At 70.7% G+C, this 23,665-nt stretch carries 21 protein-coding genes; 3 read left to right on the forward strand and 18 right to left on the reverse strand.

What is annotated here, in order from left to right:
• Window positions 1–7: 7 nt before the first annotated feature.
• Genes aspS through ACWEN6_RS33830 form a run of 3 tightly spaced genes read right to left on the reverse strand, consistent with a single transcriptional unit; the run spans window position 8 to window position 3,726 of the window.
• The gene (gene aspS, locus ACWEN6_RS33820; protein WP_452575986.1) at window positions 8–1,786 is read right to left on the reverse strand and encodes an aspartate--tRNA ligase; all 1,779 of its coding nucleotides are present in this window, start codon (window positions 1,784–1,786) and stop codon (window positions 8–10) included.
• On the reverse strand, window positions 1,783–3,042 hold the full coding sequence (gene hisS, locus ACWEN6_RS33825) for a histidine--tRNA ligase (protein ID WP_452575988.1): 1,260 nt from the start codon (window positions 3,040–3,042) through the stop codon (window positions 1,783–1,785). Before hisS ends, aspS begins: the two co-directional genes overlap by 4 nt.
• Window positions 3,043–3,726 carry an MBL fold metallo-hydrolase gene (locus ACWEN6_RS33830; RefSeq protein WP_380831720.1) on the reverse strand — a complete coding sequence of 228 codons (684 nt, stop codon included), beginning with the start codon at window positions 3,724–3,726 and terminating at the stop codon, window positions 3,043–3,045.
• A 192-nt stretch (window positions 3,727–3,918) separates the two neighbouring features.
• Between ACWEN6_RS33830 and ACWEN6_RS33835 the strand changes: the two genes are divergently transcribed.
• Both ACWEN6_RS33835 and ACWEN6_RS33840 read left to right on the forward strand, forming a co-directional pair.
• Complete coding sequence (locus tag ACWEN6_RS33835) at window positions 3,919–4,791, forward strand: peptidylprolyl isomerase (protein ID WP_452575990.1); 873 nt, start codon at window positions 3,919–3,921, stop codon at window positions 4,789–4,791.
• A gap of 59 nt (window positions 4,792–4,850) precedes the next feature.
• Entirely contained in the window at window positions 4,851–6,080 is a 1,230-nt protein-coding gene (locus tag ACWEN6_RS33840) for a DUF349 domain-containing protein (RefSeq protein WP_452575992.1), read from the forward strand.
• A gap of 366 nt (window positions 6,081–6,446) precedes the next feature.
• Here ACWEN6_RS33840 and ACWEN6_RS33845 read toward each other — a convergent pair whose 3' ends face one another.
• Window positions 6,447–6,821 (reverse strand): Tn3 family transposase, encoded by a 375-nt coding sequence (locus ACWEN6_RS33845; RefSeq protein WP_452575994.1) that lies wholly within the window; start codon window positions 6,819–6,821, stop codon window positions 6,447–6,449.
• Here ACWEN6_RS33845 and ACWEN6_RS33850 point away from each other — a divergent pair.
• Window positions 6,736–7,383, forward strand: coding sequence for a hypothetical protein (locus ACWEN6_RS33850; protein ID WP_452576085.1), 648 nt, complete (start codon window positions 6,736–6,738; stop codon window positions 7,381–7,383). The two genes, ACWEN6_RS33845 and ACWEN6_RS33850, sit on opposite strands and share 86 nt — an antisense overlap.
• A gap of 388 nt (window positions 7,384–7,771) precedes the next feature.
• On the opposite strand, the gene ACWEN6_RS33855 is transcribed toward ACWEN6_RS33850, so the two are convergent.
• The 14 genes from ACWEN6_RS33855 to ACWEN6_RS33920 form a co-directional block, all read right to left on the reverse strand.
• On the reverse strand, window positions 7,772–9,958 hold the full coding sequence (locus ACWEN6_RS33855; protein ID WP_452575996.1) for a RelA/SpoT family protein: 2,187 nt from the start codon (window positions 9,956–9,958) through the stop codon (window positions 7,772–7,774).
• Window positions 9,959–10,194: 236 nt separating this feature from the next.
• Window positions 10,195–10,713 carry an adenine phosphoribosyltransferase gene (locus tag ACWEN6_RS33860; protein WP_452575998.1) on the reverse strand — a complete coding sequence of 173 codons (519 nt, stop codon included), beginning with the start codon at window positions 10,711–10,713 and terminating at the stop codon, window positions 10,195–10,197.
• Between the two features lie 123 nt (window positions 10,714–10,836).
• Window positions 10,837–11,913 (reverse strand): protein translocase subunit SecF, encoded by a 1,077-nt coding sequence (gene secF / locus ACWEN6_RS33865; protein ID WP_452576000.1) that lies wholly within the window; start codon window positions 11,911–11,913, stop codon window positions 10,837–10,839.
• Complete coding sequence (secD, locus tag ACWEN6_RS33870; protein WP_452576002.1) at window positions 11,913–13,661, reverse strand: protein translocase subunit SecD; 1,749 nt, start codon at window positions 13,659–13,661, stop codon at window positions 11,913–11,915. Before secD ends, secF begins: the two co-directional genes overlap by 1 nt.
• Before the next feature lie 81 nt (window positions 13,662–13,742).
• Window positions 13,743–14,117: a preprotein translocase subunit YajC gene (gene yajC, locus ACWEN6_RS33875; protein ID WP_354847841.1), complete on the reverse strand. Its 375-nt coding sequence runs from the start codon at window positions 14,115–14,117 to the stop codon at window positions 13,743–13,745.
• Window positions 14,118–14,534: 417 nt separating this feature from the next.
• Window positions 14,535–15,593: a Holliday junction branch migration DNA helicase RuvB gene (ruvB, locus tag ACWEN6_RS33880; protein ID WP_452576004.1), complete on the reverse strand. Its 1,059-nt coding sequence runs from the start codon at window positions 15,591–15,593 to the stop codon at window positions 14,535–14,537.
• Window positions 15,594–15,755: 162 nt separating this feature from the next.
• The gene (gene ruvA, locus ACWEN6_RS33885) at window positions 15,756–16,376 is read right to left on the reverse strand and encodes a Holliday junction branch migration protein RuvA (RefSeq protein WP_354847832.1); all 621 of its coding nucleotides are present in this window, start codon (window positions 16,374–16,376) and stop codon (window positions 15,756–15,758) included.
• Complete coding sequence (gene ruvC / locus ACWEN6_RS33890) at window positions 16,373–16,978, reverse strand: crossover junction endodeoxyribonuclease RuvC (RefSeq protein ID WP_452576083.1); 606 nt, start codon at window positions 16,976–16,978, stop codon at window positions 16,373–16,375. The genes ruvA and ruvC overlap by 4 nt, the downstream gene beginning before the upstream one ends.
• Before the next feature lie 142 nt (window positions 16,979–17,120).
• Complete coding sequence (locus tag ACWEN6_RS33895) at window positions 17,121–18,284, reverse strand: GNAT family N-acetyltransferase (protein WP_452576006.1); 1,164 nt, start codon at window positions 18,282–18,284, stop codon at window positions 17,121–17,123.
• Window positions 18,285–18,362: 78 nt separating this feature from the next.
• Window positions 18,363–19,112 carry a YebC/PmpR family DNA-binding transcriptional regulator gene (locus ACWEN6_RS33900; RefSeq protein WP_452576008.1) on the reverse strand — a complete coding sequence of 250 codons (750 nt, stop codon included), beginning with the start codon at window positions 19,110–19,112 and terminating at the stop codon, window positions 18,363–18,365.
• Between the two features lie 3 nt (window positions 19,113–19,115).
• Entirely contained in the window at window positions 19,116–19,706 is a 591-nt protein-coding gene (gene pdxT, locus ACWEN6_RS33905) for a pyridoxal 5'-phosphate synthase glutaminase subunit PdxT (protein WP_354923684.1), read from the reverse strand.
• A gap of 133 nt (window positions 19,707–19,839) precedes the next feature.
• Window positions 19,840–21,348, reverse strand: a complete 1,509-nt coding sequence (locus ACWEN6_RS33910) for an alkaline phosphatase D family protein (RefSeq protein WP_452576010.1) — start codon at window positions 21,346–21,348, stop codon at window positions 19,840–19,842.
• Between the two features lie 199 nt (window positions 21,349–21,547).
• The gene (gene pdxS / locus ACWEN6_RS33915; RefSeq protein ID WP_452576012.1) at window positions 21,548–22,465 is read right to left on the reverse strand and encodes a pyridoxal 5'-phosphate synthase lyase subunit PdxS; all 918 of its coding nucleotides are present in this window, start codon (window positions 22,463–22,465) and stop codon (window positions 21,548–21,550) included.
• A 139-nt stretch (window positions 22,466–22,604) separates the two neighbouring features.
• Window positions 22,605–23,624: a DUF3048 domain-containing protein gene (locus ACWEN6_RS33920; RefSeq protein ID WP_452576014.1), complete on the reverse strand. Its 1,020-nt coding sequence runs from the start codon at window positions 23,622–23,624 to the stop codon at window positions 22,605–22,607.
• Window positions 23,625–23,665 lie beyond the last annotated feature (41 nt).

A 23,665-nucleotide genomic window follows, 5' to 3' on the forward strand; every position in this document is an offset into this window, starting at 1 on the left:
GCGGCGCTCACCCGGTGGCCTTGCGCGCCTCCGTGGCGGCCCCAGGGGCCCGTCCGGCGTCCACTCCGGCCTCCTTGCGCTGCTCGGGGGTGATGGGCGTCGGAGCGGCCGTCAGCGGGTCGAAACCCGAGGCGGTCTTCGGGAAGGCGATGACGTCGCGGATGGAGTCGCCGCCCGCCAGCAGCATGCAGATGCGGTCCCAGCCGTAGGCGATGCCGCCGTGCGGCGGCGGGCCGTACTTGAACGCCTCCAGCAGGAAGCCGAACTTGCTCTCGGCCTCCTCCTTGGAGATGCCGAGCACCTCGAAGACCCGCTGCTGCATCTCGGCCCGGTGGATACGGATCGAACCGCCGCCGATCTCCATGCCGTTGCAGACCATGTCGTAGGCGTAGGCCAGAGCCTCGCCGGGACGCTCGTGAAAGGTGTCGGCGAACTCGGGCTTGGGGCCGGTGAACGGGTGGTGCACGGCCGTCCAGCCGGTCTGGCGGCCCACCTCGTCCACCACCGGCTCGAACATCGGCGCGTCGACGACCCACAGGAAGCTCCACAGCGACTCGTCGATCAGGCCGCAGCGCCGGCCGATCTCCAGGCGGGCGGCGCCCAGCAGGTCGCGCGAGGGGCTGCGCGGGCCGGCGGCGAAGAACACCGCGTCGCCTTCCGAGGCGCCGACGGCCTCGGCCAGCCCGGCGCGCTCGCCGTCGGTGAGGTTCTTGGCGACCGGGCCGCCGAGCTCGCCGCCGGCCTGCACCAGCACGTACGCGAGGCCCCTGGCGCCGCGGGCCTTGGCCCAGTCCTGCCAGGCGTCCAGCTCCTTGCGGGTCTGTGAGGCGCCGCCGGGCATGACGACCGCGCCGACGTAGGGCGCCTGGAAGACCCGGAAGGTGGTGTCGGCGAAGTAGCCGGTCATGTCGACCAGCTCGCAGCCGAACCGCAGGTCGGGCTTGTCGGAGCCATAGCGGGCCATGGCGTCGGCGTAGGTCATGCGGGGAAGCGGGGTGGGCAGCTCGTAGCCCACCGTCTCCTTCCAGATGCGCCCGATCAGCGCCTCGCCCAGGGCGATGACGTCGTCCTGGTCCACGAAGGACATCTCGACGTCGATCTGGGTGAACTCCGGCTGGCGGTCGGCGCGCAGGTCCTCGTCGCGGAAGCAGCGGGCGAGCTGGTAGTAGCGCTCCAGGCCGCCCACCATGAGCAGCTGCTTGAACAGCTGGGGCGACTGCGGCAGCGCGTACCAGTTGCCCGGCTGCAGCCGTACCGGCACCAGGAAGTCGCGGGCGCCTTCGGGGGTGGACCGCGTGAGGTCGGGGGTCTCGACGTACAGGAAGCCGTGCTCGCGCATGACCTCGTGGGCCAGGTAGGTGGCGGTGGAGCGGATGCGCAGGGCGTTGCCGACCTGCTGGCGGCGCATGTCCAGGTAGCGGTACTTCAGTCGCGCCTCCTCGGACACGCCGGTGCCGCCCTCGATCGGGAACGGCAGCGGCGCGGACTCGCTGAGCACCTCGACCTCCGAGGCCACGATCTCGATCTCGCCGGTGGGCAGGTCGGGGTTCTCGTTGCCCTCGGGCCGGGCGCGGACCTCTCCGACGATCCTGACGCAGTACTCCGAGCGGAGGTCGTGCGCGTGGTCCTCCTCGCGGAAGACCACCTGCGCCGAACCGGACGCGTCGCGCAGGTCGATGAAGACGACGCCGCCATGGTCGCGGCGGCGCGCCACCCAGCCGGCCAGCGTGACCTGCCGGCCGGCGTGCTCCCTGCGCAGCGATCCGGCGGTGTGCGTGCGGATCATTTGGTCAGTTTCTCCTTCAGAGTCGAGACGATCTCAGCGAGTGGCACGGCGGTCTGTTCGCCGCTTGCAAGGTCCTTCACCTGCGCGGACCCGGCGGCGATGTCGCGCTCGCCGAGGATCACCGCGTACGTGGCCCCGGAGCGGTCGGCGCCCTTCATCGCGCCTTTGAGCCCCTTGCCGTCGAAGGCCATGTCGGCGGCCACGCCGACGGCGCGAAGCGCGTTGACGAGGGTGAACATCCGCCGCGCGGCCTCCTCGCCGAGCGGCACGCCGTACACCGCGACGCGGGCGGGCGACCGCTGGGCCAGGCCCTCGGCCTCGACGGCCATGATGATGCGGTCGACGCCCACGGCGAAGCCGATGCCCGGCAGCGCCGGCCCGCCGATGTCCTCCGACAGCCCGTCGTAGCGGCCGCCGCCGCCGATGCCCGACTGGGCGCCGAGCAGCGGGTGGTCGAACTCGTAGGTCGTACGGGTGTAGTAGTCGAGGCCGCGCACCAGCCGGGGGGTGTCCTCCCAGGGGACCCCGAGATCCTCCAGCAGGGAGCGCACGCGGTCGTGGTGGGCCTTGCAGGACGCGCACAGGTGGTCGGTGATCAGCGGCGCGTTCTCGACCTGCGCCCGCACCTCGGGGCGCTTGTCGTCGAGCACCCGCAGCGGGTTGACCTCGATGCGGGCCCGGGTGGCCTCGTCCAGGTCGAGCCCGCGCAGGAAGTCCTGCAGGGCGGCGCGGTAGGCCGGGCGGCACTGCTTGCAGCCCAGAGTGTTGAGCAGCAGCCGCACCCGCGTCAGGCCGAGGGCCTGGTAGCCGGCCCAGGCCAGGGCGATGGTCTCGGCGTCGACCGCGGGGTCCTCGGTGCCGATGGCCTCGACGTCGAACTGCTGGAGCTGGCGGTAGCGGCCCGCCTGCGGGCGCTCGTAGCGGAAGGCCGGGCCGGTGGTCCACAGCTTGACCGGGAGCTGGCCGGTGTGCAGGCCGTGCTCCAGCGTGGAGCGCATCACCCCGGCGGTGAACTCCGGCCGCAGCGTCACCGATCGGCCGCCCCGGTCGGCGAAGGTGTACATCTCTTTGGTCACGACGTCGGTCGACTCGCCGACGCCGCGGGCGAACAGCTCGGTGTCCTCGAAGACCGGCACCTCGATGTAGGAGTAGCCGGCGTTCTCGGCCGCCGTGGAGAAGGCGTCGCGGACCGCGAGGAAGATCGCGGAACGCGGCGGCAGATATTCTGGTACGCCCTTGGGCGCCTGAAAGCTCATCTACAGTCCCCTGGTTGGGCCCGCGAACGGCGCCGCCTCGGCGAGGTACGGGTTCGTCGCGCGTTCGCGGCCGATCGTCGTCTGTGGTCCGTGACCGGGCAGCACCGTCGTGTCGTCCGGAAGCGTCAGGCAGACGCTCCCCAGACTGCGCAAGATGGTCGGGTAGTCACCGCCCGGGAGGTCGCTGCGCCCGATGGAGCCGGCGAACAGCAGGTCCCCGGAGAACATCACACGCTCTCCTGGAAGCCTGAACGTCACCGACCCCCTGGTGTGCCCGGGCGCGTGGTCGACGGTGATGGCCATGCCGGCGATGTCGAGCACCGCGCCGTCCGACAGCTCGCGCACGTCGTCCGGCTCGGTGAAGCTCAGCCCGCCGAAGAGCTGCTGACGGGTCATGAGCGACAGGCCCTTGCCGGGGTCGGTCAGCAGATCACGATCTTCGGGGTGGATCCAGGCGGGCACGTCCCTCGCTCCGCAGACCGGCGCGACCGACCACATGTGGTCGATGTGACCGTGCGTCAAAAGCACGGCGACCGGCTTGAGCCGGTGCTCGCGCAGCATGTCGTCCAGGCCCCGGACGGCGTCCTGACCTGGGTCGACGATCACGCACTCCTCGCCGGCGGCGGGCGCGACCACGTAGCAGTTGGCCTGCAGGGAGCCTGCGGGAAAGCCGTCGATGAGCACGGAAGCGGTCCTCGGTGTGATCGATCTCGTCAAGGAAAGCGGATGGGAATGTAACCGAAGGGTACCGGTGCGGGTCGCCGGGCTGCGAACCATGACCCGTGGGCCGATACGATTCGCCCACTCCATAAAGGTGGCGGTCGTCCAGTGAGACGACCAAACACGACCAACTCGGACAGTCGGGAGGGCACAGCGGTGGCGACCGGCAAGGACCGTCAAAAGCAGCTGGCACGAGAGCATTACGAACGGCAGATACGCCGGCGCGCCGAGCGGCAGGCCCAGCAGAAGAAGGTGGCGGTCGTCGCCACCACCGTGGGTGTCCTGGTGGTGGTCGGCGGCATCTTCACGGCCGTGGCGGTGGTCGGGGGCGGCGACTCCAAGACCCAGGCCGCGGCGGCGACGCCCTCGGCCCCCACCTCCGCCTCCGCCGCCCCCTCGGCGGCGGCGGGACCCAAGCCGTACGACGCGGCCACCGGCACCTGTGACTACGTCGCCGACGCCAACGGCGGCCCGGCAAAGAACGTCGGCATGCCGCCCGCCAAGCCGGACAAGAACGCCAAGACGATGACCCTGGAGACCAACCACGGCGACATCGTGGTGGCCCTGGACACCGCCAAGGCGCCCTGCACGGTCAACTCCATGGCGTTCCTGGCCAAGAAGAAGTACTTCGACGGCTCCAAGTGCCACCGCCTGGGCCCGGCCAACTTCCCGATGCTGCAGTGCGGCGACCCGCTGGCCAAGGCGGACGGCAAGAACCAGACCGACGGCCAGGGCGGGCCGGGCTACCGGCTGGCCGAGGAGAACCTCTCGGGCGCCAAGTACACCCGCGGCGTGGTCGCCATGGCCAAGAGCCAGGCGCCCGGCACCACGGGCAGCCAGTTCTTCATCATCTTCGGCGACCTGCAGCTCCCCGCGGAGTACACACCATTCGGTACCGTCACAAAGGGGATCGAAATCCTCGACGATGTCAGCAAGAAGGGCGTCCTGCCCGGAGGCATGGGCGACGGCTCCGGGGCTCCGAAGGACCCGGTCGACATCAAACACGTGACAATCTCTGGCAAGAGCTGACGTAATACAACCAAGGACGCGTGGCGTCCTGGAGGCTGATTCGAGTGCGGGAGGACACGGTGAGCACCGACCCGTGGGGCCGGGTAGACGACGACGGCACCGTCTACGTTCGTACGGCTGAGGGAGAACGGGCCGTCGGGTCCTGGCAGGCCGGTGAACCGGAAGAGGCCCTGGCCTACTTCCATCGCAAGTACGACGAGCTGGCGACCCAGGTTGAACTGCTGGAACAGCGGCTTCGCGGCACCGACCTGCCACCCGCCCAGGCGGAGGCGACGATCGTCAAGCTGCGCGAGTCGATCACCGAGGCGCACGCGGTCGGTGACCTCGGCGCGCTGGAGGACCGCCTGGCGGCGCTCAGCGAGCTGGTCGGCAAGCGCCGCGAGGAGGTCAAGGCCGCCCGCGACCAGGCGCGCGCCCAGTCGCGGGAGATCAAGGAACGCATCGTCGCCGAGGCCGAGCGCATCGCCGAGGACACCACCCACTGGAAGTCCGGCGGCGAGCGGCTGCGCCAGCTGGTCGAGGAGTGGAAGACCGCCGAGCGCATCGACCGCGTGACCGAGGCGGCCCTGTGGAAGCGGCTGTCGGCCGCCCGCACGGCGTTCGCCAAGCGGCGCAAGTCCTACTTCGCCGGGCTGGACGAGCAGCGCGAGTCGGTGCGCAGCATCAAGGAGCGCATCGTCGCCGAGGCCGAGCAGCTCGCCACCTCCACCGACTGGGGCGACACCGCCTCGGCCTACCGCGAGCTCATGCGGCAGTGGAAGAACGCCGGTCGGGCATCGCGCGAGGCCGAGGACGAGCTGTGGGGCCGCTTCAAGGGGGCCCAGGACCAGTTCTTCCAGGCCCGTTCCGCGGTGTTCGCCGAGCGCGACGCCTCCCTGCGGGAGAACGCCGAGGCCAAAGAGCGCATCCTGGCCGACGCCGAGCGGATCCTGCCCGTGACCGACGCCCGGTCCGCGCGCGCCGCCCTGCGCGGCGTACTGGAGCGCTGGGAGGCCGTCGGGCCGGTGCCCCGGGAGTCCAGGGACAAGCTCGAAGGCGGGCTGCGCCGCATCGACGAGGCCGTCCGCAAGGCCGAGGAGACCGAGTGGAAGCGGTCCAACCCCGAGGCCCGCGCCCGGGCGCAGAACACCGTCGACCAGCTCCGCAGGTCCATCGAGCAGCTCGAGGGGCGCCTGGCCAAGGCGAGCGCCGCGGGCAAGGACAAGGACGTCAAGGAGGCCGAGGAGGCCATCGCCGCCCGCCGTTCGTGGCTGGAGGAGGCCGAGCGCACGCTGGCCGAGTTCTCCTGACCCGCGGCCCGGGAAGCCGTCCATCGGGGGGACGGTCCCGGGCGGGAGAGACCGGCGGCGATCACCCCCGCCCGGCCGCGGCCGACGCCGGTCCAGGAGCGTCGACAAGCGGGGGCACCCGAACGCACCGCTGACACTCGAGGGACGTCTGCGGTTGTGGCCGCAAATCGACGCCGCCGGCCGATCGCGCACGTCGCTGCCGAGGTCGACCGTTCCGCGTCACGATCGCGCCGGCGACCGTGCACCGCACCCTTGTCCGGCGAAGCCTCAACCGGCCACGAGACCTCGACTCGCCGACCGGCGAGCAACTGCGCGAGTTCATCCGCTACGAGCACGACCGGGTCGGCGACCTGGTCCACGTCGACATCAAGAAGCTCGAAGATCATCGATGTAGGCGTCCGCCTGGGTGCCGTCGGTGGCCATCGTGCTGCCATCCCCCCATGCCTTGACCACCTCCAGCTCGGCGAAGGTGCTGACCACATCGGCGATCGCGGCGTTCAAGGTGTCAGATCCGCAGTGGTCAGGCACCATGGCGGCTATGAGCCGCTTATCCTCGCGACGGCCTCGGTCCCGTACCTCCGCGCGCAGCGTTCGGCCATCGGCCCGTGCCGTTCGGGCGGTGGCGCGAAGACCCCGTTCTGGGCGGAAGCGAAAGATGCGCGATGTTCGCTGGAACGTCCAGTGGTGGGCCGCGCTCGCCACCGTTCTTGCTGGACTCATGTCCCTGCCCGCACTCGTCATATCTGTGAATGCACTAAGGGTCGCGGAGCAGCAGAGGCTCGATGCACACAAGATTGCGGAGCAGCAGAGGCTCGATGCGCAACGCCAGAAAGCCGAGGAGGACCAGGCGCTCAGGCGGGCGTTTGTCCAACGAATAACCTACGACGGGTCGGACAACGTGTTCTTCGATGACGGCGACCTCGTCTTCAGCAACGGCAACACGTCATTGGCCACTACTCGCATCCTGCTCAGGTTCACCCGCGACAAGGGGGCTGGTGCGGCCGCGAACTGGACCTACAGCCTCATGGAGTTCCGGGTGCCGGCCTGTACAGAGGCGACGTTCCGGATCACTAAGGGGCTTGAGGAGGAGATTCAAACCGAGGGTGTCACGTTTTCTAGCGTGGTGGCCGAGAATTACGCATCGGTCCTTAATCCCTATGACAACCGGTGGTGGTATGTCCTGGGGTTCGCTGACAGTGTCCCTGAACCTCTGACACAAGAAGACCACGTACTCCAGCAAGAGCAGTCGATGAGCGTTTTCACCGAACCGGACAAGAGCCGGGAGCTCTCGGGATGCGCATGACCGGCCTGCGGTCCGAGATCGACGTGCTCGCGGCGCCACTGATGACCGCCCGCTCCGCGACGACTTCACCCGGGCCGAAGGCCACCTGATCGAGGCCGCCCGGACGCGCGCGCGAGCTGTTGCGGGCAGGGAGCGGAGCCTCGCGCCGCCGGCGTAGCTCCTCGGCCAGGTGCGGGCGGGCGACAGGCGCCTATTCCAACGCCTCGGGATACTTCTCGGTGTCGTTCACCGTCCCGCGGTGCGCCTACTCCACGGTGACGATCAAAGGACTGGGCTGGGGAGGCGGCCAGTCCAATGAAGACTTCGTCTACGCCCTGTGCTGAGGGTGACCTGGCCGGCGGCCGGCGGACCGGCCTGTTGGTGACCTACGCCGCCGGGGCGCGGCCGGTCAGTTGGTGACGCGGTAGACGTCGTAGACGCCCTGGATGTTGCGCACGGCCTTCAGCACGTGGCCGAGGTGCTTGGGGTCGCCCATCTCGAAGGTGAACTTGCTGACCGCCGTGCGGTCACGGGAGGTCGTCACCGACGCCGACAGGATGTTGACGTGCTGGTCGGACAGCATGCGGGTGACGTCCGACAGCAGGCGGGGCCGGTCCAGGGCCTCCACCTGGATCGCCACCAGGAACACCGAGTCGTCGCCGGGCGACCAGCTCACCTCGACCAGCCGGTCGGGCTCGGAGCGCAGCTGCTCGATGTTGGGGCAGTTGGTGCGGTGGACCGACACCCCGTGCCCCCGGGTCACGAAGCCCACGATCTCGTCGCCGGGCACCGGCGTGCAGCAGCGCGACAGCCGCACCCACACGTCGGAGTCGCCCGCCACGATCACTCCGGCGTTGGTGCCGGTGCGCGGGCGGCCGCGCATCTTGGTCGGGACGGCCGCCTCGGCGATGTCCTCCTCGGCGGCGTCCACTCCCCCGAGGGACTGGACGAGCTTCTCGACCACCGACTGAGCGCCTGTGTGGCCCTCTCCGACCGCCGCGTACAGCGCCGAGACATCGGGGTAGCGAAGGTCCCTGGCGAGCGCCAGGAGCGTCTCTCCGGACATCAGGCGCTGCAATGGGAGGCCCTGCTTGCGCATCGCCCGCCCGATGGCCTCCTTGCCCGCCTCGATCGCCGTCTCGCGGCGCTCCTTGGAGAACCACTGGCGGATCTTGTTGCGCGCCCGGCCGCTCTTGACGAACTTCAGCCAGTCGCGGGACGGGCCGGCGTCGGGCGACTTGGAGGTGAAGATCTCGACGGCGTCGCCGTTGCTCAGCCGCGACTCCAGCGGCACCAGGCGGCCGTTCACCCGGGCGCCGATGCACCGGTGGCCCACCTCGGTGTGCACGGCGTAGGCGAAGTCGACCGGCGTCGCCCCCTCGGGCAGCGCGATGACCTGGCCGCGGGGGGTGAAGACGAAGACCTCCGACACCGACAGGTCGAACCGCAGCGACTCCAGGAACTCGCCCGGGTCGGAGGTCTCCTTCTGCCAGTCGAGGAGCTGGCGCAGCCAGGCCATGTCGCCGGCCTGCTTCACCCGCGCCCCGGCCGCGCCGGCGGTGCCCATCTCCTCTTTGTACTTCCAGTGGGCGGCCACGCCGTACTCGGCGCGGTGGTGCATCGCGCGGGTGCGGATCTGCAGCTCGACCGGCTTGCCCTCGGGCCCGATGACCGTCGTGTGCAGCGACTGGTACATGTTGAACTTGGGCATCGCGATGTAGTCCTTGAACCGGCCGGGCACCGGGTTCCACCGAGCGTGGATCGTTCCTAGCGCCGCGTAGCAGTCGCGCACGGTGTCGACCAGCACGCGGATGCCCACCAGGTCGTAGATGTCGTCGAACGCGACCTCGCGCGCGATCATCTTCTGGTAGATCGAGTAGTAGTGCTTGGGCCTGCCCTTGACCGCCGCGCGGATCTTGGCCTCGCGCAGGTCGGCCGAGACCTTCTCGATGACCTCCTGCAGGAACAGGTCGCGGCGCGGCGCGCGCTCGGACACCATGCGGGCGATCTCGTCGTACCGCTTGGGGTAGAGCATGCCGAAGGCGAGGTCCTCCAGCTCCCACTTGATGGTGTTCATGCCGAGCCGGTGGGCCAGCGGCGCGAAGATCTCGAGCGTCTCGCGGGCCTTCTGCTCCTGCTTGTGGCGGGGCAGGTAGCGCAGGGTGCGCATGTTGTGCAGGCGGTCAGCGAGCTTGATGACCAGCACCCGGATGTCGCGGGACATCGCCACGACCATCTTGCGCACGGTCTCGGCCTGCGCGGCGTCACCGAACTTGACCTTGTCGAGCTTGGTGACCCCGTCGACCAGCAGCGCGATGCTCTCGCCGAAGTCGGCGCTCAGCTCGTCCAGCCCGTAGGCGGTGTCCTCCACGGTGTCGTGGAGCAGCGCCGCGCACAGGGTCTCGTCGTCGGTGCCGAGCTCGGCGAGGATCGTCGCCACCGCCAGCGGGTGGGTGATGTAAGGATCGCCGCTCTTACGCTTCTGATCACGGTGGTGGTAGGCGGCGACGTCGTAGGCGCGCTCGATCACGCGCAGATCCGCCTTGGGATGCGTGGCGCGGACCGTCTTGAACAGCGGTTCCAGGACCGGATTCATCGCGCCACCCCATTGCCCCCCGAACCGGGAAAGCCTGCGGCGTGCGGCAGGCGCCGGCTTGTCGTCGGTGCCTGCGGACGTGGCTAAACCCGTATCGTCCGCGGGCGCGGAAACCGGCTCAGGGGTGTCGGTCACTTCGGGCAAGGCCACATCACGGGGCACTCAGACTCCTCACGTCGAGTCCAGATCCTCCAGTGTATCCACGCTGGAGAACGCCGACCTCGCGGAGGAGCCGATCAGACCACCACCAGGGCGCGCAGGTCGACGTCGGGAAGACGGTCGCGCCCCTTGAGGAAGGCGAGTTCCATCAGCACGGACACGCCGACGACCTGCGCGCCGGCCCGGCTGACCAGCTCCACCGCGGCCCGGGCGGTGCCGCCCGTGGCCAGCACGTCGTCGACGATGAGCACGCGCTCGCCCGGGAAGAAGGCGTCGCGGTGCACCTCGATGACGGCGGAGCCGTACTCCAGATCGTAGGACGCTTCCAGCGCCTCGGCAGGGAGTTTGCCCTTTTTTCGGACCGGCACAAACCCGGCTCCCGCGCGGTAGGCCACCGGGGCGGCCACGATGAAGCCGCGGGCCTCGATGCCGACGACCTTGTCCACCGCGAGGCCGTCGGCCAGCGCGTCGACCACCGAGGAGAAGGCCCCGTGGTCGCCGAGCAGCGGCGTGATGTCCTTGAACATCACCCCCGGCCGGGGATAGTCGGGCACGTCCCTGATGCGGTCGAGGATCGTCGTGGTGAGGTCGCTCATAGGGGGTCCTTTCCGGCGGCGGTGAGGCGCCCAGCGATCCTAGAGGACCGCCCGGCGGCCAGCAGGCGAGCGCCCCCGTGGCGGCGAGCTCACGGGGGCGCTGAGGGACGTGCGACTGCGGGGCTAGCGCTTCTTGCGCTTGCCCGTGGCCACCGACCCGTTCGCCGAGCCGGAGGTGGAGGCGGCGGCGGGCTCCTTGCCCTTGGCCTTGCCCGGGGACGCGGCGTCCTTGGAGGCGGCGACCCGGTTGGCGTGGACCCGCTTGGCGATCGCCAGGTACTTCGGCTCGCGCTCCTTGAGGTTGGCCAGCAGCGGCGTCGCCACGCACAGCGAGGAGTACGTACCGACGATCATGCCGACGAACAGGGCCAGCGACAGGTCCTTCAGCGTGCCCGCGCCGAACAGCGTGGTGCCGATGAACAGAATCGCGGCGACCGGCAGGATGGCCACCAGTGAGGTGTTCAGCGAGCGGATCAGCGTGTGGTTGAGCGCGTTGTTGGCGGCCTCGGTGTAGGTCATCTTGGCGGTCGTGCCCAGCTTGGCGGTGACCTCCTTGATCATGTCGAACACGACGACGGCGTCGTAGAGCGAGTAACCGAGGATCGTCAGGAAGCCCAGCATGGTCGCCGGAGTGACCTCGAAGCCCGACCAGGCGTAGATGCCGGCCGTGATGACCAGGTCGTGGATGAGCGCGACCACCGCGGCCAGCGCCATCTTCCACTCGAAGGCCAGCGTGAGGTACAGGATGATCGCGATCATGAACACGATCAGGCCGATGATGGCCTTGTTGAGGACCTCACCGCCCCAGGTGGCGCCGATGATCTGCTTGGAGATCTGGTTGTCGGGCACGCCGTACTTGGCGGAGATGGCGTCGGCGACCTTCGTCACGCCCTCTTCCGGCAGGCTCTGGGTGGTGACCCGCCAGCGTGTGCCGGCCTCCTGCACGATGACCTGGTGGCCGCCGACCGCCTCGACGGTGTCACGGACGTCGGCGATGGAGGACGCGGCCGGCTTGTCGAAGCTGAAGACCGAACCGCCCCGGAACTCGATGCCCAGGTTGAGCCCCTGGATGACCAGCCCGAGGATGGAGATCAGCAGCAGGACCCCCGACAGCGTCGCCCAGAGCTTGTACCTGCCGACGAAGTCGACGTTGACCTCGCCACGGTACAGACGGCGCCCGAGCGCCCCGATGGCAGACATCAGCCCTCCTGCGGAACGGTCGTGCGAGCGGCCGGCGCCTCGCGGCTCATGCGCTCGGCGTCGAGGCCCGACAGCTTGTGCCCCTTGGCGAAGAACGGGAGCTTGGCCAGCAGGGCGACGAACGGCTTGGTGAACAGGAACACCACCGCGATGTCGATCAGGGTGGTCAGGCCCATCGCGAAGGCGAACCCGGCCACGCCGCCGACCGCGAGGAAGTACAGCACCACGGCGGCGATGAACATGACCGCGTCGGCGATCAGGATGGTGCGCCGGGCGCGGGCCCAGGCGACCTCGACGGCGACCCGCAGCGACCGCCTGCCCTCCTTCATCTCGTCTCGCATGCGTTCGAAGTAGACGATGAAGGAGTCGGCGGTGATGCCGATCGACACGATGAGGCCGATGATGTGCGGCAGCGAGAGCCGGAAGTTGGCGTTGTGGCCCAGGATGACCACCGTGCTGTAGGTCAGGATGGTCGCCACCACGAGGCTGGCCACCGCGACGAGGCCGAGGCCCCGGTAGTACAGCAGGCAGTAGAAGACCACCAGGACCAGGCCGATGGCGCCGGCGAGCAGGCCGCCCCTGAGCTGGTCGGCCCCGAGCGTGCCGGAGACCTCCTCGATGGAGCTCTGCTTGAACTTCAGCGGCAGCGCGCCGTACTTGAGCTGGTTGGCCAGGTCGGTGGCGGACTTCTGGGTGAAGCTGCCGGAGATGCGGGCCTGGCCGCCGGGAATGGGCTCCTCGATGACGGGAGCCGAGATGACCAGGCCGTCCAGCACCATGGCGAGCTGGTTGCGCGGCTGCGGCGCGCTGGTGATCTGACCGGTGGTCTTGGCGAACTCGCTGGCGCCCTTGCTCTTGAAGGTGACCTGGACGATCCACTCGCCGGTGGTGGAGTCGACGCCGGAGGTGGCGCCGGACACCTCGGTGCCCTTGACGGCGGCCTTCTCCAGGATGTACCTGGCGTCGCCGTCCTTGCTGCACGCGGCGAGCTGCTTGTCCGGGTTGTCCTGGACGCCCTGGCCTCGGTCCTTCTTGGTGCAGTCGATCTTCTTGAACTGCTCGGCCACGGCCGGGTCGACGCCGGTGAGGTCCACGCCCGCCATCGGGTCGTCGGAGGGCTGCGCGGTCGGCTGGCCCGAGGGGGCCGAGGCGCTCGGCGCCGGAGTGGCCTTGGCGCTCTTGTCGGCCTTGCCGGAACCCGAGGCCGAAGTGGACGGCGCCGGGGTCGGGGTGGTCAGCGCCGACGACAGGGCGCGGCCCGCGGGCGTCGCGCTCGTCGCGGGCTTGGCCGTGGCGGCGGGCTTGGCGGTCGATGACGGCCGGCCGCTCGCGCCCGGCTTCGGAGTGCCGGTGCCCGAGGGCGCGGGCGTCGCGGGCGCGGTCGGCAGCGGGCTCGGCGCGATGACCGCCGGGGCCACCGCGAGCACTTGACGGAAGCGGAGCTCGGCCGTGGTGCCCAAGCGCCCGACGACCTCCTTCTGCCCGGCGCCGGGAACCGAGATGACGATGTTGTCACCCGATTTGGCGACCTCGGCATCGGAGATGCCCGTACCGTTCACCCGGTCGCGGAGGATGTTGACGGCCAGGTCGAGGCTCTCCTGGGAGGGAGCCGCACCTGCCTCCGTGACCGGAGACAGCGTCACCGTGGTGCCGCCGGCGAGGTCGAGGCCGAACTTGGGCACGAAGGCCTTCTGCAGTGCCATCACCCCGCCCATGGCGAGGATGAGCACCAAGAGGGCCAGGAGCACGCGTCCCGGCCTGCTCTGGCTACTGGTCGATGGGGCCACTGGTGGTCGATTCTTTCGTCAAGGGGTTTGCGGTGAGCCTACTCAGGACTTCTTGTCGCTCGGACCTTCGTCTCCGCGGATCTCCGGGGCGTCGGCCGGCTTGACGTCGGTGACGGGTTCCGGCTCGACGATTCCATTGTCCACCGTCTCCTCCTCGACCGGGACGAGCACGCGGCCGATGGCCGCCTTCGTCCAGCGGGTCTCGACGCCGGGCGCGACCTCGAGGATCACGTCGTCGTCCTCGACGGCGATGACGGTGCCGAACAGGCCGGTCGTGGTCATCACACGGGTGCCCGGCGTCACACTGCTCTGCATCTGCGCCTGCTCCTGCGCCCGCTTACGCTGCGGGCGGATGAGCAGGAAATAGAACACCACGACCAGCAAGATCAGTGGCACGAACGATCCAAGGCCCTGCACGGGGCTTCCTTCCGGTTAAGAATTGACCGGCCTGGCGCCGGCGGTCTGGCGGCGATCGGCACGGCCACACACTGATCGCGTCAGCGTACACAGCCAGCCAAGCCACGGAGTTTAGGCGAGCTTGTCAAAGCCCGGCAACGAACCCACGCTCTTGCAGGCGGGAAAGTTCCCGTTGTCACCGATCTGTGACCGGCGGATACGACCGGCTTGAAACTTTCAGTGCCCGCGCCGCCCTCCTGCGACGGCATCCCCGAGCAGCCCGAATGATCCGGCGTATCCCCCCAAACATGTGCACAGCTCGCAAGCAGCACCGCAGCCTCTGTCAACCTCCCAGTCAGAACGTGCGAGGGCCGCCACCTGCCACCGCCCCGCGCCGGGCGCCCGAGGCCGGCATCCCCCGGCTCGGCCCTGCCTCGCTCAGGAGGGACCGGGGTCGTCGAACAGGACCGGCTGGGCCGCCGCGCCGAAGGCGTCCGGCGGGGGGACCATGCCGAGGTGCGTCCAGGCCGAGGCCGTGGCCACCCGGCCGCGCGGCGTGCGCGCGATCAGGCCCTGGCGCACCAGGAACGGCTCGGCGACGACCTCGACCGTCTCGGGCTCCTCCCCCACCGCCACGGCCAGCGTCGACAGCCCTACCGGGCCGCCGCCGAACTTGCGCAGCAGCGCGCCGAGGACGGCGCGGTCGAGCCGGTCGAGCCCTTCGGCGTCCACCTCGTACAGGTTGAGCGCGGCCGAGGCGGTGTCCCTGGTGATCACGCCGTCGGCGCGGACCTCGGCGAAGTCGCGCACCCGCCGCAACAGCCGGTTGGCGATGCGGGGCGTGCCCCTGGACCTGCGGGCGATCTCGTGCGCGCCCTCGTCGGGGAGCTCGAGCCCGAGCAGCCGCGCCGAACGGCGCAGCACCTGTTCGAGCTCGGCCACGTCGTAGAAGTCCATGTGGGCGACGAAGCCGAACCGGTCGCGCAGCGGAGCGGGCAGCAGCCCGGCGCGGGTCGTGGCCCCGACCAGGGTGAAGGGGGCGATCTCCAGCGGGATCGCCGTGGCCCCCGGGCCCTTGCCGACGACGATGTCGACCCGGAAGTCCTCCATGGCGAGGTAGAGCATCTCCTCGGCGGGGCGGGCCATGCGGTGGATCTCGTCGATGAACAGCACCTCGCCCTCGGACAGGGTGGACAGGATCGCCGCGAGGTCGCCCGCGCGCTCCAGGGCGGGGCCGGAGGTCAGCCGCAGGGGCATGCCCAGCTCGGCCGCGATGATCATGGCGAGGGTGGTCTTGCCGAGCCCGGGCGAACCGCTCATCAGGACGTGGTCGGGCGGCCGGCTGCGGCGCAGCGCGCTCTCGAGCACCAGCGACAGCTGCTCGCGCACCCGGCCCTGGCCGATGAACTCGCCGAGGCGCTTGGGGCGCAGCGCCGACTCGACGGCCTGCTCGTCGCCCTCGGCGTCGGGGGACACCAGGTCACGCTCAAGGCTCACCGCAGTGCCTCCGTCACATGAGTAGGGCTCACCGGCAGCGCCTCCGTCACAGGGTCACGGCTCACGCGGCGGGGCCCGTCGCGAGGTCAATGCTCGCCGCCACGGGCCGGGACGTCCAACCCCCGGTGGGCGCGCCGGCGCCGCAGATCGCCTGGACGGCGCTCATCGCACGCTCAGGGCCCGCAGGGCGGCCTTCAGCAGGGCGGCGACCGCGGGGGTGCGCCCGGCGGCCAGCTCGGCGTCGGCCTCGGGGGACACGATGGAGATCGCCTCGTCGGCGTCCTTGGCGGAGTAGCCCAGCCCGACCAGGCCGGCGTGCACCTGCTCGCGCCAGGCGGGCTTGCTCGCCTTGCCGTTCAGCGCCGCGGCGACGGCCGCGTCCGGGGTGCCGAGCTTGTCCTTCAGCTCCAGGATGATGCGCTGCGCCCCCTTCTGGCCGATGCCGGGGACCATGGTGAGCGCCTTGACGTCGGCCCCGGCCACCGCGACCCGCAGGGCGTTGGGCGCGTGGACGGCGAGCATGGCCAGGGCGAGACGCGGGCCGACCCCCGAGGCGGTCTGGAGCATCTCGAACACCACGCGCTCGTCGTCGGAGCCGAAGCCGTAAAGAGTGAGCGACTCCTCGCGGACCACCAGCGAGGTGGCCAGGCGGGCCTGCTCGCCCACCCGCAGCCCCGCCAGCGTGCCGGGAGTGCAGTGGACCAGGACGCCGACGCCGCCCACCTCGACCACCGCGGAGTCGGGGGCGAGCGCGGCGACGCGGCCGGAGACCGAAGCGATCACTGGCCGGCTCCTTTCGCGGGAAGGCCGGAGGGCGGCGCCGCGGCGGGCCTGGCGCCGCGCGGGCCCGCCGCCGGCGGGCGCGTGCCGGTGGATCTGGCCTTGGCGAGGGCGTCGGCGAGGCGGTTCTGGGCGCCGCCGCGCCAGATGTGGCAGATGGCCAGGGCCAGCGCGTCGGCGGCGTCGGCGGGCTTGGGCATGGCGTCGAGCCGCAGCAGCCGGGTGACCATGGTGCCGACCTGCGCCTTGTCGGCGTTGCCGAACCCGGTGATGGCGGCCTTGACCTCGGAGGGGGTGTGCAGGGCGACCGGCAGCCCCCGGCGGGCGGCGCAGACGATCGCCACGGCGGAGGCCTGGGCCGTGCCCATGACCGTGCGCAGGTTGCTCTGGCTGAAGACCCGCTCGACCGCGACGGCGTCCGGCTTGATCTCGTCCAGCCAGCGTTCGATCTCGGCCTCGATGGCCACCAGGCGCTCGCCGATGCCCTCGTCGGCCGGGGTGCGCGCGACGCCGACCTTGACCAGCGACAACGGGGCGCCGGCCCGCCCCTCGACGGCGCCGAGACCGCATCGGGTCAGCCCGGGATCGACTCCCAGCACCCGCAGCTCAGGCAGCCGCACCCGCACGCCTCCAACCTCGCCGAACACCTGTTCGGGGGAACTGTACCGGCATCGGCGGCCCCGCGCACGCACCGGCCGCGCCGCCGTGTCCTGGCCCCGCACGGTGGCAGAGGCGCCGGAGCCGGGGTCAGAAGTAGTCGATCATGTAGGGCTTGGCGGCGAAGACGGCGCCGAGCCGGTCGTCGCCGTCCGGGGTGCCGCCGGTGAGCAGCCCGGCGCGGCGCAGGGTGCTGGTCTGGACGCCCGCGAACAGGGCCGACATGCCGCCGATGGTGAGGCGGGCCACCTCGTCCCCGGCGGGGCCCTCGGCGGGGGTGGCCGTGCCGGCTCCATCGCGGACGCGCAGCCGCCAGGCCCCGGAGTTGGACGGGCGCATGCGGTCCTCGACGACGACGACGGTGTCGAGGCCGGTCCCGGCCGGGTAGCCGCGGGCGGCGACGGCGGCTGGCAGGTCGATGAGGCGGAGCATCCAGCGGGTCTGCTCGACCGAGTCGCGTGAGCGCTCGCGCAGCAGCCACAGCATCGGGTCGTCCGGCTCGACGCTGGCCCTGACCGTGGCGGCGACCGAGGAGGCCGTGCCGACCAGGGACCACAGCGCCCTGGCCGTCGCCTCCGAGCCGGCCACCAGGTTCTCCACCTCGATGTTCCCCTCGTGCCAGCGGTAGACGACGAAGCCGTCCTCGGCGAGGTAGGCGAAGTCGTCCTCATCGGACAGCCACCGGCGGGCGGCGGACTCCTCCCACCCCAGCGGCCCGCAGGCCCGCGTGGAGGCGTAAACGCGTGCCATCGTGGCGAGCAGCTCGGGGGCGTCGCCGGGGCCCATCCTGCGCAGCTTCACGCCGTCGCCGGTCCCGAGGGCGCGCAGCGCCTCGGTGGGAACGGTGACGCGGCTGCGCGCGCCGGCGTGCTCGTAGCCGGCGCCGCGGTACACCGGGGTGGTGGCGGGGTACAGCGCCGAGATCACGTGGCCGAGCTCGGCACAGCGGTCGACGGTGGCCTGGATGAGCAGGCGCCCGACGCCGCGGCCGCGGTCCTCGGGGGCGACGGTGACGCTGGCGACCCCGCCCATCGAGACGGGCCGGCCGTGCCACCACTGGTCGAAGCGGATGATCCTGCTGGTGGCGACCAGGCGCGCGCCGTCGAAGACGCCGACGTAACGGCCGTCGTCCAGAGCAGCGGTCGCCATGGCGCGCCACTGCTCGGCGCTGCCGGGGGGAATGGGGCCGAAGGCGCGTTTGCGGTTGTCGAGCACGGCGCCGAGGTCGCCGACCGTCACGTCACGAATTTCCACAAGCGCCCAACCTAGGGCCCCGCCCCGACCAGGTCGAACCGTTTTTCTCCCCCTGCCGGCGGCCCGGCCGGACCGGCGTCAGTCGAGCTTGGCCAGCACGTCGTCGGAGACGTCGAAGTTGGCGTAGACGTTCTGGACGTCGTCGCTGTCCTCCAGGGCGTCGATGAGGCGGAAGACCTTGCGGGCCGAATCCTCGTCCAGGGGCACGCTCAGCGTCGGCATGAAGCTGCTCTCGGCGGAGTCGTAGTCGATGCCGGCGTCCTGCAGGGCCTTGCGGACCGGGACCAGGTCGCCGGCCTCGGAGACGACCTCGAAGGACTCACCGAGGTCGTTGACCTCCTCGGCGCCGGCGTCCAGGACGGCGACCAGCACATCGTCCTCGCTGAGGCCGCCCTTGGGCACGATGACGACGCCCTTGCGGTTGAACATGTAGGACACCGAGCCGGGGTCGGCCATGGACCCGCCGTTGCGGGTCATGGCGACGCGGACCTCGGAGGCCGCGCGGTTGCGGTTGTCGGTGAGGCACTCGACCAGCACCGCGACGCCACCCGGCGCGTAGCCCTCGTACATGATCGTCTGGTACTCGGCGCCGCCCGCCTCCAGGCCGCCGCCGCGCTTGCGGGCGCGCTCGATGTTGTCGACGGGCACCGAGCTCTTGCGCGCCTTCTGGATGGCGTCGTACAGCGTCGGGTTGCCGTCCGGGTCAGGACCACCGGTACGGGCCGCCACCTCGACGTTCTTGATGAGCTTCGCGAAGAGCTTGCCGCGCTTGGCGTCGATCACGGCCTTCTTGTGCTTCGTCGTCGCCCATTTGGAGTGGCCGGACATCGGCTAGAGCTCCCTCACCATCTCGACAAAATACGAATGAACCCGCGTGTCCCCGGTCAGCTCGGGATGGAAGGACGTAGCGAGCAGAGGTCCCTGCCGGACCGCGACGATCCTATCCCCAGGCTCGGCCCGTCCCAGCACCTCGACATCCGCGCCGACGGACTCGACCCACGGAGCCCGGATGAAGACGGCGCGCAGCCGACCGCGTCCCGCGAAGTCCAAGGATGCCTCAAAAGAGTCGACCTGGCGGCCGAAGGCGTTGCGACGCACGACCATGTCGATGCCGCCGAGGGTCTGCTGGCCCTCGACGCCGCCCTCGATGCGGTCGGCCAGCATGATCATCCCGGCGCAGGAGCCGTAGGTCGGCATACCGGACTTGACGCGCATGCGCAGCGGTTCGAGCAGCTCGAACGCCTCGGCGAGCTTCCACATGGTCGTGGACTCGCCGCCGGGCAGGACCAGCGCGTCGACCGCCTCCAGCTCGGCCTGGCGGCGAACGGCCACGGCCCTGGCGCCGGAGGCCTCCAGGGCCCGGACGTGTTCACGCACGTCGCCTTGGAGGGCGAGCACGCCGATCGTCGGCGCAGAGGTCACCGGTCTTCCTTCCCGTTCGGTCCATTGGTGGTGGCGCGGATGTCGTTCCCGACCGCCGAAGCGTACGGCCAAGCGGAACAACGTCCCAAACGGGCCCGGACTTCCCGGAGCGGGGCCGAGGCCGGCGGCCGGGTCAGGTCTGGCGGACCAGGCCGGGGATCCGGTCGGCGACGGTGAAGCCGGCGGCCACCAGGGCCGGTGCGCCGGGGGTGTTCACGTACTTGACGATCTTGAATTCGGCCCTGACCTCGGCGGGCTCCACCTTGAGCAGCAGGTAACCGCGGCGGCGCAGATGGAACCGCAGGTGGGGGTTGGTGTCCAGCAAAGCGTCTCTGGCGCGGTCGTGGTCGTGGCCGTTGCCACCGCTGCTGACCGAGGTCACGGCCAGCTCGGTGCCGATCAGGGGCGAGTCCTCGTCGTCGTAGTCCAGAGCGAGGTCGCCGGCCCAGTGGGAGTGCACGTCACCGGTCAGCACGATGGCGTTGCGCGTGCCGGCCTCCAGCCAGCCGCGGGTGACCCTGGTGCGCGAGGCGGTGTAACCGTCCCAGGCGTCCTGCCGCACGACCCTCTCGGGGCCGGGGTACTTGGTCCGCTGGCCGAAGAAGACCTGCTGGCCGATGATGTCCCACCGCGCCCTGGACTCGCGGAAGCCCTCCAGCAGCCATCGTTCCTGGGCTTTCCCGGTGATCGTGCGGCCGGGGTCGTCGGCCTTGGGGCAGTCGGCGAAGCCGGAGCCGCAGATCGGCCGGTCGCGGTACTGGCGGGTGTCGAGCAGGTGCAGAGTGGCCAGGCTTCCCCAGTGCAGGCGGCGGAACAGATGGATCGCCGCCCCCTTCGGGATCGACGCGCGGCGCAGCGGCATGTGCTCGTAGTAGGCGCGGAAGGCGGCCGCGCGCCGCGCGGCGGGCAACCGGCTCGTCCAGTTGTTGCGCACCTCGTGGTCGTCCATGATCGGCACCCAGGGCGCCGCCGCGTGGGCGGCCCGCAGGTCCGGGTCGGTCTTGTAGAGGGCGTGCCTGCGGCGGTAGTCGGCCAGGCTGGTGGCCTCGCCGCCCTCGTGGTCGCGCACGTTGCCGCCGGGACACGGCGCCTGGCCCTTGCCGTGCTCGTAGATGTAGTCACCAAGGTGCAGCACCATGTGCGGGCGCTCCTCGGCGACCCTGGTGTAGGCGGTGAAGTGCCCGTGCTGGTAGTTGGCGCAGGAGGTCACCGCGAGGGTGAGCGAGGCGGCGGGCGCGCCGGCGGGGGGCGCGGTCACCGCGCGGCCGGTCGGCGAGATGTAGGGGCCGGCCTTGAAGCGGTACCAGTAGTCGCGGCCCGGCTCCAGCCCGCCGACCTCGGCGTGCACGGCGTGGGCCCATTCGCGCACGGCGTTCTGGCTGCCGCGCCGCACGACGCGGGCGCAGGCGGGGTCGGTGGCGACCTCCCAGTACACCGGCACCGGGGCCGCCGGCATGCCGCCGTACCCGTCCTCGGCGAGCGGGGCCGGCGCCAGGCGGGTCCACAGGACGAAGCCGTCGGGCGCGGGATCGCCGGAGGCGACGCCGAGCGTGAAGGGCTCGCCGTAGGGAGCGCTCAGGGGTGGCACCCCCGGCACTCCGGCTATGAGCCCCATCACGAGGAACGATCGCCTGTCGATCACATGACGATCATCAACTATGCCCAGCAAACACCAGGTATAGCCATACCCAGGTCAGAGCGGATATTTCCGGACGATCAACGCGCCTCGGCCGCTGCGGGCGCACGTCTCGGCCGACATGTCATGATTCCAGGCGACAAATCGCCATGTAAGCCACACGCCGTCCCGATGGCCGCGAATGGGCACCGGGACGGCGGGAAGATCACCAGCCGCGCGTGGCCAGGCGCTCGCTGTCGGGAAGCGTGGCGACGTTGATGCCGACCATGGCCTCGCCGAGCCCGCGGGAGACCTTGGCGATGACGTCGGGGTCGTCGTAGAAGGTGGTGGCCTTGACGATCGCCGCCGCCCGCTTGGCCGGGTCGCCGGACTTGAAGATGCCCGAGCCGACGAACACGCCCTCGGCGCCGAGCTGCATCATCATGGCGGCGTCCGCCGGGGTGGCGATGCCGCCGGCGGTGAACAGCACCACGGGCAGCTTGCCGGTCTTGGCGATCTCGGCGACCAGCTCGTAGGGCGCGCGCAGCTCCTTGGCGGCGGCGTAGAGCTCGGCCTCGTCCAGGGCGCCCAGGCGCTTGATGTCGCCGCGGATCTGCCGCATGTGGCGGGTGGCCTCCACGACGTTGCCGGTGCCGGCCTCGCCCTTGGAGCGGATCATGGCGGCGCCCTCGGCGATGCGGCGCAGGGCCTCGCCCAGGTTGGTCGCCCCGCAGACGAAGGGCACCGTGAAGGCCCACTTGTCGATGTGGTTGGCCTCGTCGGCGGGGGTGAGCACCTCGGACTCGTCGACGTAGTCGACGCCGATGGCCTGCAGGACCTGGGCCTCGACGAAGTGGCCGATGCGGGCCTTGGCCATGACGGGGATCGAGACGGCGGCGATGATGCCGTCGATCATGTCGGGGTCGCTCATGCGCGAGACGCCGCCCTCGGCCCGGATGTCGGCGGGCACGCGCTCGAGGGCCATGACGGCGACGGCCCCGGCGTCCTCGGCGATCTTGGCCTGCTCCGCGTTGACGACATCCATGATCACACCGCCCTTGAGCATCTCGGCCATGCCGCGCTTCACGCGGGCGGTGCCGGTGACGGCGGTGGTCTCGGCGACTTCGGGGGTGCTGCTGGACACGGTCTTACCTCACGAGCGTGACGACGGGTTCCCGTCCCATGGTAGGCGCTGATCAGCCCGGCGCTCGCCGTCCGGATCGTCGCAACTCCACGGGCGCTTTGGACATGTTGTACGGGTACGACGGACCGCGTGCCCCGGATCAGGGCTGCACGGGCTTGGGCGCCGCCAGGACGATCCACACCTGGCCGGGGCTGAGGTTCATCGGCTCGCCGCCCTCGGTGGTGAACGTGGCGCCCTCCTTCTCCGAGGAGCGCGACCATTCCGCCTTGTAGGCCTTGCCGTCGCGCAGGACGACGGCCTTGCCGGTCCCGGTGGTGTGGATGAGGGGGGTGTAGCTGCCGGTGAAGTCGTGGAACTGCGAGCGGGTGGTCTTCGCGTACTGGACGACGATGGTGGGGGCGCCGAGCTGGCCGCCCTCGGCCGCCATGTCCTTCTTGCCGTCCTGCGTCACCAGCCAGCGCTTCTGGGAGGCCGCCCAGGTGAAGGTGAAGGTCGCCGCCGGATATCTCACGGTGAACGACTTCTTGGCGGTCCCGCCCTCCGGCGCGTCGCCGAAGGTGAGGCCGATGTCGCGCGCCTTGGTGGCCTTGGGCGCCTTCGCCAGCAGCTTCCTGGTGTCGGCGAACAGGTTGTAGGGGGCGACGCGGCCGGGCTGGCGGAAGTAGGCGCCCGGCGCGGCGCTGTCGGAGACGTCGTACAGCGACGCCTGCTGGACCAGCGGCACCATCTTGCTCTGCACGCCCGAGTAGGCCAGGGCGGGCTTGCCGAACATCGGCAGCAGGTGCAGGTCGGAGATGCGGGCGCTGCGCACCGGGCCGACCTTGGCGGGGATCTTGGAGGAGAAGACCGCCATGAGGCGGGTCAGGCCGCCCTCGACCTGCTCGACGAACACCAGGTCAGCGCTGCGCAGCCCGAGCTGCGGCTTGCCCGAGGAGGTGTTCTCGATCTTCACGGCGAGCACCGGCCGGCGCCCCGCCACCGGCTGCCCGGTGAACGGGTGCTCCGGCGGCGGGGTCGGGGAGGCCGAGGCCGATGCCACCGGCTCCGCGCCCTGCGACGCGGGCGCCGCGCCGCCGCCGCCGGAGGAGGAGCACGCCACGGCGGGCACCAGAACGGCCGTCCCCGCCAACGCGATGCCAATCACCCGTTTTGCTGGCACAGCTGCGGCTCCTCCCGATTCGTCGCGAAACGCCACGAAGC

It is taken from the genome of Sphaerisporangium sp. NPDC004334, from assembly GCF_053602655.1.

Coding starts and splice junctions, on each gene's coding strand:
- ACWEN6_RS33860 (WP_452575998.1), bottom strand. CDS start 10,713: ATGAGCGACCTCACCACGACGATCCTCGACCGCATCAGGGACGTGCCC.
- ACWEN6_RS33850 (WP_452576085.1), top strand. CDS start 6,736: ATGCGCGATGTTCGCTGGAACGTCCAGTGGTGGGCCGCGCTCGCCACC.
- ACWEN6_RS33845 (WP_452575994.1), bottom strand. CDS start 6,821: ATGACGAGTGCGGGCAGGGACATGAGTCCAGCAAGAACGGTGGCGAGC.
- aspS (WP_452575986.1), bottom strand. CDS start 1,786: ATGATCCGCACGCACACCGCCGGATCGCTGCGCAGGGAGCACGCCGGC.
- ACWEN6_RS33855 (WP_452575996.1), bottom strand. CDS start 9,958: ATGAATCCGGTCCTGGAACCGCTGTTCAAGACGGTCCGCGCCACGCAT.
- hisS (WP_452575988.1), bottom strand. CDS start 3,042: ATGAGCTTTCAGGCGCCCAAGGGCGTACCAGAATATCTGCCGCCGCGT.
- ACWEN6_RS33900 (WP_452576008.1), bottom strand. CDS start 19,112: ATGTCCGGCCACTCCAAATGGGCGACGACGAAGCACAAGAAGGCCGTG.
- secF (WP_452576000.1), bottom strand. CDS start 11,913: ATGTCTGCCATCGGGGCGCTCGGGCGCCGTCTGTACCGTGGCGAGGTC.